The organism is Spiroplasma endosymbiont of Villa modesta (assembly GCF_964030925.1).
Lineage (GTDB): Bacteria > Bacillota_I > Bacilli_A > Mycoplasmatales > VBWQ01 > Spiroplasma_E.
Genome location: NZ_OZ034992.1, coordinates 279,134 through 292,118, shown reverse-complemented (window position 1 = coordinate 292,118; position 12,985 = coordinate 279,134). Strand labels below are relative to the sequence as shown.

Genomic DNA, 12,985 nt, shown 5'->3' with positions numbered 1-12,985 from the left:
TAAAAAACCACTTTCATATTTAAAATATAATAAACAATTTCAATATAATTAATAGTATAGGTATCATAAAATAAACTCCTTTAATTTAGGCGTTATTTTGCATTTAAAAGCATACTTGTAAAAATAATCAAAAATAGTACAATTAAAACGTAAAATCAAGGAAAAAAGGAGTAATTTAATGAATACAGAATATTTAAAAATTATTAAAGTTGAGTTTATGCATGGTGTAGAAGAACCTTGATGCAATAACCAAGGAGTTGCTATTTTACCTTATGTTATTAAAAACAATGAATATTATTATTTACTAGTTAAAGAAAATAATCCATTATTTAAAGATAAAGAAATTAGTGAATATGGTACTATCACTGGAGGTCTTGAAAATCTTGACCCTTATCAAACAGTAATTAATGAAATGTTAGAAGAAACTGGAATTGATGTTAAAAATGATAAATCAAAAATTTATTATTTAGGTAAACATTATGCAAATAAATCAAGTACAAAAATATTCTATTTTTTTTCTATAGATTTAACAATGTTGAATTTGGATTTAACAAAAACATACAAAGGTAATGGTGATGGAACAGAAGCAGAAAAAGACATCATTGCAAAATTTATAAGTTATGAAAAAATTTGCAAATCTAATGATTCTTTATGTTTAGCAATTTTAGGTAAATGAACTTCTAGAAAAAAAACAATAAAAGAAAAAGCAAAACAACTATTTAATTTTAAAAATGACATATTATCTCATAAATTTTTAACTGGAATTCATATTAATGAAATTGACGAAGAAAACCCAGAATTAATAAAGGATTTTTTACCTATAGAAAATCGACAAGAATTTTTGAAACTTGAAGAAGATTTAGACAATAGTATATTTGATAAACTGCAAAGATTAAGTGATGAAATGTTAATTTCACATTCATCAAATTTACATGAAGATTTGAAATTACAAGCTCATAAATTTTACCATAAAAATAAAAATATTTTTCAAGAATCTGAAGAAATAAATAAATTAGGTGATGAATATTATTCAGTTCCAGAAATTTATGAAATAAATTCAACTGCACCTCATTTATAAAAAAGGAGTAATTTATTATGAAAACATGAATAAAAACAAATTTAAGTAAAATAACATTAGCATTAGCACTAACTGGTGCTACAACCGGAACAATAGGTTTAATCATGGGGGGGTGCTTACCCATAATCTTAGTGGACTTAAATATTTTTTAGCATCAAATAAGGAACCTATAATGGGAGTTCAAAAAATATGAATGTCTGATATTCATAATATATCAGTTGATATTAAAAGTGAATTTAAAATTTATTTTGCTGATACTCCTAAAAAAACCAAATTTTATAATGATGGAGATTCTGTTGAAAGAATAGATATACCATGAGTTAAAGATTATTATCCTGATGGATATTTTTGATAATTAAATTTCTATATTTATATAAGAAATATTCTCATTATATTTATCAAATAAATTAATATTAGTTAAATTTATTTCTTGTTTATCGGTTATTAAAATTAAATCATAATTACCAGAACCAAAAATACCACTAATTTCAATCCGATTTAAGTTATTAATCGGATTTTCAATTTGTAATTCGAATTCAATATCATTATCAATTTGTGAAATTTCTTTATAAAATTCTAATTTTGAAAATAATTGAGATTTATTTGAACCATATAAATTTAAAGCATTTTCAATTTTGTTTTTTTCAATAATTACTCTTGTAAAATATTTTCCATATTCACCGTTAGCTAATGTTCAATCAGCAGGAATTAATGACGGAATATTATTACTTTCTAATTCATTGGTAATTGATAATCAATTAAATTGATTGTCATCTAACTTGAATAATTCATTTTGACTAATATCATTATTTTTTAATTTAATGTTATTAATATCAGTAAAATCAAAATATGGAGATTTTAATATTACCTTTACATCTTTAAATTGCCAAATATCATTTTTATTAGGTTTTATTGGACTTGATTTTAATTCAAAATAGTAAGGTAATAAAATCTTATTATCATCATTTAATCCTTTATTTATTGATAAAGATGAATAAATATATTTTGACAACATAATAAATAATTGTTTAAATATTTTAACTTGTAATAAATCAATATAATTTGGATAATCTAATTCTCATTGCTTAAATAAATTAGTAATAACTTCATCAGGTTTTTGTCCCGAAAATGTATCACGTAATTCTGCTATTTTATTTGTTGGTTTACCCGTATGTTCATCATAAGTTGCTCCTTCAAAATTTCTATTATAGTTATATGTATAACTTAACATATTTAATAATAGTTGTTGTAAACTATCATTAGTTGGTGCATCTTTTATTTCTAATTCAACATCTAAAAATTTATCATTTGTAGCAATACTTGTATATTCTTTTCCAATTGGACCACTCTGAATTTTTCATACTTCTTTATCTTTAAGTTCTTTCTTTTCTTTTAATGGTCATTCTCCAAAAGAATAGGAACTTAAAAAATATCCTAATCAAGCATGTGTAACTCTTGCGTTTTTAATTATTTCTTTTCTTGTTTCTTTACCCCCACCAATAGCAATTAAATCTAAAACTGATTTTTCTTGTCCTATAAATTGTTTTGCTAAATTTCAAGGTAATATTTGTTCACTAAATCATTGTTGTAATATTCTAACTTTTGGTTGAGTTTCAATAGGCATTGATAATAGTGGAAATGCTATCTTATCTTTAACAAATAACTTTGGGTATACTTCCATATTATCAACTTCACCAAGTACCTTTATATTGCCAAAAATCATGCTTCTAGGAGCTTTAATTTTTAAACCAATTACTTTTGTATCTTTGTCTAATGGTTTTTGTAATTTAATAATAATGGGATAACCATCTCTTGTTTTAAAATCTTTAATTTTAATTATAGTAATACTTTTAGTACTTCTTATTTTTGGATTTTGATAAGGTTGTGAATAATTATTAATAATATATAAATTATCAATATTATTTTCAGTTAATGGTTCATTAATAGATACAGCATATAACTTAAATTGATTTAATAAATTTATTTCTTGAAAAATTAAATTCTTAATATCAGTCATACTATATTCAATTGTATTATCATTAATATTTGTACTTGCTCTTTGATTTAATTGCATAGTAAAGTCAGATGTTTCAACAGCAATAGTTTTTAATATCTTATCAATATCAATAAAACCTATTTTAATAGTATTTGCTGAAAATCTTAAACTATTATTTTCATTATTTTTAAATAAACGTTCAATTTCATAAATATATATAGTTCTTTTTTTAAATTCATCGTATGCTCTATTAATATCTGGATCACTAGTAGCACTCATCATATTAGTAAAATCATAAGGAATATTATCAATTAAATAATCATTTTCTAATTCTGCTTGATTAAGTTTAGTTTGTTTCTGTGGAAACTTCGTTTGTGGTTTGTTGTTGTTTTCCATTGTTCTCTCCTATTAATTGGTTATTTTCGGGATTAAATAATTTTAATTTAACAGTTAAATTATTAATTTCTTGTTCATCATTAATATTAAATGTTTTACTATTTAATAAATCTTTATCTATGCTTACTAAGATTTGAATAAATTTAAGAATATCAATATTAAATTGTCATAACTTTTGTTCAATATAATTAATAGTTGAAATATTTACAGCTGTACTTTCAGGTACTGATTGTTGTGCAGATTTCTTTTGACTTGGTATATGAATACCACAACGTTTAAATATTTCATTAACATTTCAATCGTATATATCAGTTAAATTTTTACCTTTAAAATTACTATTTGTCATATTGATATTTTCATTTTGTTCATTATTATCTCCACCACTTTTAAATATGTAATTTTTAGTAACTAATGTTCTTACTGCTTCTTCTAATGTTGATTGAACATTACCATAAGTTTGACTAAATATAAATTTAGGTGAATTTAAAATGGTATCTAAAACAATTTGTTCATAAATAACATCTAATGCTTTAATTTTATCCATTACTTTATTACAATCTGCTAGTTCATTTGCTTTATTTCTCATAATTGCTATTGGTATATAGTTAATATTTAGTGTTTGTTCTTGTTCTAAATTAGCGTTATTAATATATGATTTAAAATCTAATGGAAATTGTTTTTTATTATCACTAATACTATAAATTGCACGATTAATAGTTACTTGTTCATTATTTAATGTATAAATTTCAAATAATCTTACCATTTGTGCATTTTGTTCATAATTATCATAAAAAATAGTACATTGAATTAATTTACCAGTAATATCATAAACTCTTTGTTGTATATCAACTACTTGAAAATATAAATCATCATTAGCAATATAAATTAAATAACCGCTAATTCCTAATTTACTTAACTTAAAAATTGAATTTCAATTTTTTCTATAAAATTCTTCTTGAATTAAATATTTTTTAATAGTTTCATTATTAATTTCTAATGGAGCATTATATAAATTAGCATTATTTTCTGCTACAAAATCAGTGAAATAAGTTTCATGGTTAAAGTCATTAAAACCAAAATAATTTAAAATAGAAGCATGAGTACTTTTATTTTTATTAGTTAAAAATTTTACTTTTTCATTTTGATTATCACTAATATTACTTTTATCTTTTCTAAAAAATCTACCTAACATAATATTCACCACCTTTCTTAAAATATTTGATTAATTTTTAATACAATTTTTACTATAATAAATATAATTAAACCAGCAACTGCAGAAGATAATAAAACTCCAATTAAACCTAAAATAATTTTTATAATTTTAAAAAACATAATATTATTCCTGTAATTCTTCTAATTTATATAAAGCAGATGTGTTATATATATCACTTGCAGTAATACCAACAATTTTTCTTGATTTGGTATCATTAGGAACGTGTTGATAAGTAATTACCCCAGTTATACCATAATTAAATTTAATAGTTCCAAAAAGATAACATATTGTGGGTGAAAAAGGTAATTGATAAGGTAATGGTTGCGGTCTAAATAAAATTTCTAATTTTGGTGCATAACTATAATAAGGTTCTTTATTGCCGGTGTTATTATAAGTTAACTTATATAATTTATTAGGAATTAGTTCATAACCAATTTGTTTTTTATCACTTGTTAATATTCCTACTTCCTTTCAATTTGAACCACTTGGACTTGGTGTTGGAGTATTTGGTAATTCAATATTAATCTCATTATTTTTTAATTCATTTATTTTTAAAGTATGACTTGTAATTTTTATAGGTTGAATAATATCTACTTTAACTGTATTTTGTAATTCTTCTAATGAAAAAATATTTGCATATTTTTCATTTCCACCTTCTAAAATTAATTGTCATTTATTAATATCTAATAATTGTAAATATAAAATACATTCTTCATTATTAATTAAACCTTTTGTAAGAAATATTTTAATTCCATGATTTCCACCTAAATAATTACCTGTTTTAAATTCTACTGTTATTCTTGTATTTACTTGATGAAATGGTGGAGATTCCCATGTAATAATTACTCTATAAAGAGTATTAAAAGCAAGATTAAAATCACCATATTTACGATTATTTATACTTTTACCTATTATTTTTCAATTTTCTTTATCTTGTTTTTTATCAATATTAGTTTTATTTTCATTAATAGCACCAACAATAGTTTTATTATTAGTTTCTAATCTTCCATAAGTATTATTAAGCAATAATGAGATAGCAAGAGAACTATTTGAACTATCATTTATTCATAATTGGTCTCTATCATCTTTATATGTAAAATATCCTTTCATAAAAACAGATTTTTTATAATAATCAGATAAATCTACTTTACCACCAGTAGCGCTAATTTTATTATTTTCATCAATAGTTATATTAGTACCAGCAATTAATTTATCTTGTTTTTTATCTAATAAATTATTAGTTTCTAGTTTTGTATAATAATCACGTTCAGTACTTTCTTCTGCTATAAATTCAGTTGGTGCACCTTTTCCTATATATTGATATATTTCTTCTATATCACCAATTAAGTTAATTTTTCCACGTTCAGGGTAAGAATTACCTCCACCACTAAATTTTTTATTTCTATTGTTATAGTAAATAGTTCCGGTATTTAAAATTTTTTTATTTTGGATTTGTTCACTATACGTCATGGAATCAACATTTAACAATTCAAATTCATTAAAAACATTATTTAAATAAAATTTAATTACTTTATAAAATTTCATAAAATTATTTTCTGTTGAATATTGATAAATGATTTTAATAAAATATCATTTAAATGTTTCTATATTATTATTTTCAACTTTTTTTCATAAGGGACTAGTTTCAATATTAAATCAATTATTTTTAACATCATTAATATTTTCATTTGCTTTAATTAATTCATTATTTAATTTGGTAATTTCATTTTCATTTGTAGTAATTCGTTTTTGTTGTTTAGCAGAAAAATCACAAGTTGGTGCATGTGTATAATCACCAATTTGTGGATTATTTTGTAATGCTTCGGGTGGTAATGTTCCAATTTCATCAGGTCAATCTAAAATCATTGTTTCAGTTTCTTTATCATAATCTGTTGCAACATAACCTTTATTAATAAATTTACTAACAGGACCTCTATATATTTCATTTTCATTATCATCAACTAAATCATCATATAATTTAATTTGTTTTGATAATGTAAATTCTTTTTGTTGTTCAATTAATTCATCAACTTGATTTCTAGTATAAAATGCTTTTAAGTCAATTTTTTCAACATCTATTTCATCATCATTATAACTTGAAAATATTTGTTTTAATTCTGTTAATCTTGCTCATATTTTCATTCTACTAGGTGCTAAATCTCAAACATTAATCGTAGGAGTACTATTTGCACTAAATTGAGTACCATTATTAAATTGAATAGTAGCATCAACATTAAATTCAATTGGTGTACGATTAAATACTCAATGTTCAACCATAACATAAACCATATCTCTTAATGTTTCTTTAATTAATTCATCTTTAAAACTATCAAAAGGAAATTTAGATAAAATAAAATCAAGATAAGCATTAATATCATTTTGCGCGCGAATAGCAAAAGTTTTAAATCAATCATTAACATTTGTTCATGTTTTTATATATTGCTGTGGTGTTTCTGTAATTTTTCCAGTTAATGGATATCAGTTATTATAATTTTCAAGACTGACATCAGTTCAAAGTTTATTAATCATAATTTATCATTCCTTAAAAAATGCTTGTTTATAATGATGAGTATGTTTTTTTGTTTTTTTATGTGTTATATGTTCAATTTCTTTTTGTATTTTATTTTTACCTTTTTTTAATTTTTTCTTACCTTTTGCTATAACTTGACTATATGCAAACTTTTCTAAATGATGTAATAATCCAGTACCAAATAAAGTATTAACTGAAAACTTTAAACCAACATTTTTAAATGATTTGTTAATATTTTCAATAGGATTATTAATAACATTTACTACTTTATGATAAGTTCTAATAGTTCTAAATATTTCTCTATATACTTTAAAACTATCTCTAATTACTTGTTGAACCACTGGTGGAGCAAATGCTATTGCTTTTAATCATTTATTATGATTAACACCATAACCAATGTATCAACCACTATATCAACGATATCAATGAAATGGATGTATTTGAGTAACAAAAGTTTTTGCTTTAAGAATACTATCAACAACTGTAATTGGTTTATATTTAGGATTGCGATGATAAATGGTAATTGCGCATTTATCTAATGATAAAGGTTGAATTTTACAACCCATAAATACTGGTGAATTTAATGGAATTAATTGTGCATGTTTAATTGCTCTTTTTTCTGCACTAGTAAATAAATCAGTTACTTTTTCTTTTAATTTATTAATTTTTTCAAATGCTTGTTTTTCTAACTTTTCAAATTTTTCTTGTAATTTATATATACTTTCTCTTATTTTTTCAAAATATGGTGTTTCTTTTCAAAATTTATTAAAACCTTTTTTTAAGTAAAATCTAATATCAAAATATTTAAAAGTTTGATTTGCTTTTAAAACAAGTTGATGAATAACATTATTTTTAAAATCAAATTTAATAGCATTAGCACGAATTTTTTGTAAATCTAAAATTAAAGTTTTTCCATATCTATTTTCTGTATGTATTGTATGAACTAAATTTAATCAATCATGCTGATTCATAGATAGTACTTTTTTTAAATCAGTATTAAATTTTTTTAAAAAGTTATTTGCTTTTTCGATATCTTTAATTTTAAATTTAGGAGTTAATTGTGGACTTAATTTTATTAATGTATTTTGTAATAATAAGTGTTCCATTAATTTTTCTGTTTCTAATTTTTGAAAATTATTCTTATATTGTCTTTCAGCAACATAACCTAAATCTCGTAATACTGTTTCACGATTAGGAGTAAAACTATAATTCATTAAATAACGTTTATTACCAATAATTTTATCTGTTAAAATTTCTTTTCCACTTACTTGACTAATAATTTCTTGTAAGTTTTTTGCTTCTTTAATACCAACTTGTTCTAATGTTTTAGTTTTTTGTGCTAACTTAATAAATTTAGTAGTGCGATAACCACGACTAATTTTATTAAGTCCAGCAAATGCAGGTAATAAATTTAAGAAAGTATTTAATTTTGTTACATTTCCTTTTAAATAATCATAAACTTGATTAATAGTAAAATCAGTTAAAAATTCTACACCAACAGCACTAATACTAGCAACTAAATCACTTGCACCTAATCCAAGTGCTATACTTTCACTTAATCCACCAGTAAAAGGAGCAAGTGCTACTGCAATTACTTGTACACCAATCATTTCTAAAATTTCTCATCAAAAACTTTTATTTTCTTGTTGGTTACTTGTTCTAGTATGTTTTGGTTTATTTATGTTTAAAAGTATTGCTGTACTAGTTGTACCAATTGGCATGGCATTTAATTTCCTTTATTTAAGAGTTATTTTAATTGGATTTGTTGAACCTTTATAATTTAAATCATTAACATTTGAAGAAATAACTATGTATAAGTCACCCGCTTTTTGTTTTTGATTACTTACATTAGTTTTTCCTTGTGCATCACTAAAATATTTAATAGTTGGATTTGTTAAATTTGGATTTAATGATTTAAGTTCATTAATACTTTTTATTTGTGTATTTAATTCATTGTTATTGTTATTAACATTTGCAGTAATATTTGTTGTTAAAACTGTAATTTTAGTTTTTAAATCATTTTTTTCTGTTTTAATAACTCCACATAACATTCATCTTGATGTTGTTTCATTATTAGAAATATATGGTATTGCTTCTCCAACAACTTCACCAGCAACTTTATATGCTCTTCCTGCTTTATCATCTTTAATAAAATCTACATAAATAACTGTATTTTCTATCATGTATCTTTTCATCGCTCTTGGTGTTGCTAAAATAAAGGTCATTAATTGTTGTTCATTTTTATCATTAGTAAAAATCATATAGTCATCAAGAACGATTTCGCATAATACACCTTTTACATATAAATTATTTCCATTTAAACGTAATTGTTGTGCTAACTGATTATCGGTAATTAAACCTTTATTATCAGCTAAATAAACTAAACTATCATAAAGACCATTAGTAATAAAAAATTTACTATTTGCAATGTTTCTAAATTGAAACAAAGTATTTCAAGCAGATAACATTGATTTTAAATAGCCTACTGGTGTTGTATCTTCAATATCGATTTTAGTAGCAAATTTTGCAATTGCTTGTGTATCATCAATTGCTAATTTATCTGCTAAATCATTTGCAACTTCATATTGCATACTATCTAATAAATTTTGTCCATTATTTGCTTTTAAATCTACATCTGCAATAATTTCTCCTGCAAGATATTTTTTAGTTATTTTTTTACTAATTTTATCTGTATCAACATATGGTAATTCATATCTTTTACTTTTATCATCCCAAGCAATAATTTTTACTTCCGGTTTTTTTGGTTTTTTAACAATAAATTCAATATTTACTGAGTCAACAATTTCAGTAGGAAAAAAGTTTGCCCATGGACTATTTGAAATTTTAAAAAACTCTATAAATTCTGGTGCTTCTACTAATCTCTCTGTATTGTCTAAATTTTGATTAAATGGTACTGACATTTTATTTCTTCCTTTCGTTTATAAATAATTTTTCTTTTTATAATTAATTAAAAAATTTTCTTTATCATTTGGTTTATTATTAATAATTATTTGTTTATTACCACCTGTATTAATTGTTTGTTTAAATACTGGTTGTTCTTTAATCATTTTTTTAATAGTTTCTTCAATTTTTGAATTTTCTATATTACTTGTTTTAAATTTTAAAAAATCATAAAATTCAGTTTTAACTTGATATTTTTTAAATATATTAATCATTTCTTTTTCTTTAATTTCTTGATTAAGTTTATTTAACTTATTTTCTGCTTCATTAACTTTATTTTCTATTTCTTGTTGAGTATTATTTTCATTTAAAGGTTCAGTTGTTTGTTGAACATTATTTTCATTTTCTAACATTTAACATTCTCCTAATCTTATCCCAATAATCAATCTTTAACTAATTGTGGCATTTCACTTATTAATTTTTTATAATCATTAACTGCGTTTTCTAATGTATCAATATCAGAAAATTTAAAACAATTATCAATATGTAAATCAAAATCTCTATCAATACTGATATCTTGTTTTCTATATTTTTCATTAAATTCAATTTTTGTCATATTATTTTTCTCCTTTATTAATTTTTTCGTTTAATTTTGCTAATTTTTTTTGATGTTTTATAATTTTGTTATTTGCTCTAACATGTTTTGGAGTTGTGATAAATCTTTTTAATAAAACAATAATTTCTCTGCATATTAATGTTCCAACACTTGTTCCAATAATTATTAATTCATGTAAAAATTCTTTCATTTGAATATTTTCCTTTCAATTTTTAATTTTTTTAATTATTCATCAAATTGCCCACCATTAATTCTTTCAATCATTGATTGTGAATTACTTATAATAGTTACTAATAAAGAAATTTCTTTATTTAATTGTTCCATCCTTTCTTTATGTGTTTTTATTTCGTGATTATAATATTCAATTAATTTTTCTTTATTCATAAATTACTCACCTCCTTTATAAACTCATGTGATTATAATCTCAATTTAATGAAGCATTATCGTGATTTAATGCTACTTTGCTCATATTATCACTACCGTATTGACTAGTTGTTTCACTATTAATTGTGAATCTATTATCATTTACTAATCTTGCAGTTTCATCATTAAATGATGTTTCTTGCATTTCTTGAATATGATTTGTAGTTTCAATAGGTAATAAATTATGGATTATTTCACTTGCACCAGCAACTATGGTAGGTACTGCATAAGCATTCATAAAATCATTATTAATACCCATAGCAACCCCACTTGATATTAAACAACCACCAGTTGCCATATTACAAATTTTTCTTATTGCTTCAAATTTATTAGGTATTAACTCAGTTAATCCACTAATAAGATTTGAAATACCATAAGTATTTAATGAAATATAAGTATCTCAATCCATTAATGACTGATGTTCTTGTTTATTTAATAGTAATCATGGCGGACCTTCTGTTGTGGTTGTAGTAGTTATTGGAATTGGTGTTATTTGAATAATAGGATTAATATTATTTTCTGTTCATTTACTATAATTTGCTAAACCAATTGTTCCTAATCCTAATGCTATTTTTTTAGAACTATTAATTAATTTAGTTTTAGTATTTGGTCTTTGATTTAAATTTCAAATATCTAAACCTAATTTTTTACCAAATAATAAACTATTAATTGAACCTAATATTGGATTAGCAATTACTTGACCAGCCACTTAGCCCTTTTTACTAGACCATTAATTTAAAAAACCTGAATGTATTCTAAAAACAATTGTGTTATATAATTAACACTAATTTTAACCTGAAAGGATTTTTATTAATGGATAAAATTAAACAAATAGCATTAGTAATTAACAAATTAAATATCAAAGAAAAAATTAAAATTATTGATGATTGTAAAAATCAATATTCAATTAGAAACCTATGTCAATATCTTCAATTAAACAGATCAACATATTACTTTTTAAAAAATAAACAAAAACCTATTAAAAAAGAAGAAAATCATATTATTAAATGCAATCATAAATATCAAAAAATATGCCAACTTTTAATCGAATTTCATTCTACAAGAAAAGGCAGAATTTATGGATATTTAAGAATTTTTTCAGCTTTTAAAGAGTGATTAAAACAAGAAAAAAATATCATTTTAAATATAGAATTATCAATAAAACAAATGCGAAAAATTATGAAAGAACACAATATTCAAGGATTAAAACAAACTAAAAATAACTATCCTAAAAACAAAAAAAATCCAAATAAGTGAATACCTACAATGGATAAAGTAAACAAAGATTATAAAAGTACAACCTCTTCAAATCAAATTTGATCAATGGACACTAAACAAATAAATACTAAAGAAGGATGATTATATCTTTTTGTAATTATTGATTTTTATTCAAATAATGTTGTTAGTTATAATATTGCTCCTAATAAATCATATCAGGATTTAATTCTTCCTGCTCTTGAAAAAATCAACAAACAATTTTCTTGAAATCAAGTAAAAAATGTTATTTTACATTCAGATAACGCCAACGAATTTTATTGTCAGGATATCACAAAATGAGCAGAGGATAAACAAATAATTTTAAGCAAAAAACAACCTTATGATATTGGTGGTAATGTATTATCTGAAAACTGATTTTCTCATTTATCTCAAGAATGACTACCTAAAGGATCAAATCAATATTTATCCATCAATGAAGCTATAAATGATGTAAATCAATATGTTATGTTTTATAATTATGAAAGAATACATTCTAAATTTCTAAAACCACCAATTTTACAAATTAAAATTTAGAATTTTATATCAAAAATGGTCCAGTAATTAAGGGCCAACCA

General features: G+C 22.7%; 15 protein-coding genes. 4 read left to right on the top strand and 11 right to left on the bottom strand.

What is annotated here, in order from left to right:
* Positions 1 to 178: 178 nt before the first annotated feature.
* From AAHM89_RS01865 to AAHM89_RS01855, 3 genes are read left to right on the top strand one after another with little or no spacing between them, the layout of a single operon-like run.
* Positions 179 to 1,078, top strand: a complete 900-nt coding sequence (locus tag AAHM89_RS01865; protein ID WP_342266781.1) for an NUDIX hydrolase — start codon at positions 179 to 181, stop codon at positions 1,076 to 1,078.
* Positions 1,079 to 1,095: 17 nt separating this feature from the next.
* Entirely contained in the window at positions 1,096 to 1,230 is a 135-nt protein-coding gene (locus tag AAHM89_RS01860) for a hypothetical protein (protein ID WP_342266780.1), read from the top strand.
* A 20-nt stretch (positions 1,231 to 1,250) separates the two neighbouring features.
* A complete protein-coding gene (locus AAHM89_RS01855) occupies positions 1,251 to 1,433 on the top strand; it encodes a hypothetical protein (RefSeq protein WP_342266262.1) in 183 nt (60 codons plus the stop codon).
* Here the strand turns inward: AAHM89_RS01855 and AAHM89_RS01850 are convergent, their stop codons facing one another.
* Genes AAHM89_RS01850 through AAHM89_RS01800 form a run of 11 tightly spaced genes read right to left on the bottom strand, consistent with a single transcriptional unit; the run spans position 1,434 to position 11,862 of the window.
* Positions 1,434 to 3,470: a hypothetical protein gene (locus tag AAHM89_RS01850; protein WP_342266779.1), complete on the bottom strand. Its 2,037-nt coding sequence runs from the start codon at positions 3,468 to 3,470 to the stop codon at positions 1,434 to 1,436.
* The gene (locus AAHM89_RS01845; protein WP_342266488.1) at positions 3,421 to 4,662 is read right to left on the bottom strand and encodes a hypothetical protein; all 1,242 of its coding nucleotides are present in this window, start codon (positions 4,660 to 4,662) and stop codon (positions 3,421 to 3,423) included. The genes AAHM89_RS01850 and AAHM89_RS01845 overlap by 50 nt, the downstream gene beginning before the upstream one ends.
* A gap of 17 nt (positions 4,663 to 4,679) precedes the next feature.
* Positions 4,680 to 4,802 carry a hypothetical protein gene (locus tag AAHM89_RS01840; RefSeq protein ID WP_255495889.1) on the bottom strand — a complete coding sequence of 41 codons (123 nt, stop codon included), beginning with the start codon at positions 4,800 to 4,802 and terminating at the stop codon, positions 4,680 to 4,682.
* Positions 4,803 to 4,806: 4 nt separating this feature from the next.
* Positions 4,807 to 7,212, bottom strand: a complete 2,406-nt coding sequence (locus AAHM89_RS01835; RefSeq protein ID WP_342266778.1) for a hypothetical protein — start codon at positions 7,210 to 7,212, stop codon at positions 4,807 to 4,809.
* A gap of 3 nt (positions 7,213 to 7,215) precedes the next feature.
* Positions 7,216 to 8,934, bottom strand: coding sequence for a hypothetical protein (locus AAHM89_RS01830; protein ID WP_342266777.1), 1,719 nt, complete (start codon positions 8,932 to 8,934; stop codon positions 7,216 to 7,218).
* 15 nt (positions 8,935 to 8,949) lie between these two features.
* Positions 8,950 to 10,134 carry a hypothetical protein gene (locus tag AAHM89_RS01825; protein WP_342266770.1) on the bottom strand — a complete coding sequence of 395 codons (1,185 nt, stop codon included), beginning with the start codon at positions 10,132 to 10,134 and terminating at the stop codon, positions 8,950 to 8,952.
* 18 nt (positions 10,135 to 10,152) lie between these two features.
* A complete protein-coding gene (locus AAHM89_RS01820; protein ID WP_342266776.1) occupies positions 10,153 to 10,527 on the bottom strand; it encodes a hypothetical protein in 375 nt (124 codons plus the stop codon).
* Between the two features lie 17 nt (positions 10,528 to 10,544).
* Positions 10,545 to 10,730 (bottom strand): hypothetical protein, encoded by a 186-nt coding sequence (locus AAHM89_RS01815; protein WP_281748210.1) that lies wholly within the window; start codon positions 10,728 to 10,730, stop codon positions 10,545 to 10,547.
* 1 nt (position 10,731) lies between these two features.
* Entirely contained in the window at positions 10,732 to 10,920 is a 189-nt protein-coding gene (locus AAHM89_RS01810; protein WP_174481134.1) for a hypothetical protein, read from the bottom strand.
* 35 nt (positions 10,921 to 10,955) lie between these two features.
* Positions 10,956 to 11,114 carry a hypothetical protein gene (locus AAHM89_RS01805; protein WP_174480221.1) on the bottom strand — a complete coding sequence of 53 codons (159 nt, stop codon included), beginning with the start codon at positions 11,112 to 11,114 and terminating at the stop codon, positions 10,956 to 10,958.
* Positions 11,115 to 11,130: 16 nt separating this feature from the next.
* On the bottom strand, positions 11,131 to 11,862 hold the full coding sequence (locus tag AAHM89_RS01800; RefSeq protein WP_342266775.1) for a hypothetical protein: 732 nt from the start codon (positions 11,860 to 11,862) through the stop codon (positions 11,131 to 11,133).
* A gap of 104 nt (positions 11,863 to 11,966) precedes the next feature.
* On the opposite strand from AAHM89_RS01800, the gene AAHM89_RS01795 reads away from it, so the two are divergent.
* Entirely contained in the window at positions 11,967 to 12,944 is a 978-nt protein-coding gene (locus AAHM89_RS01795; protein WP_342265776.1) for an IS3 family transposase, read from the top strand.
* Positions 12,945 to 12,985: the final 41 nt, after the last annotated feature.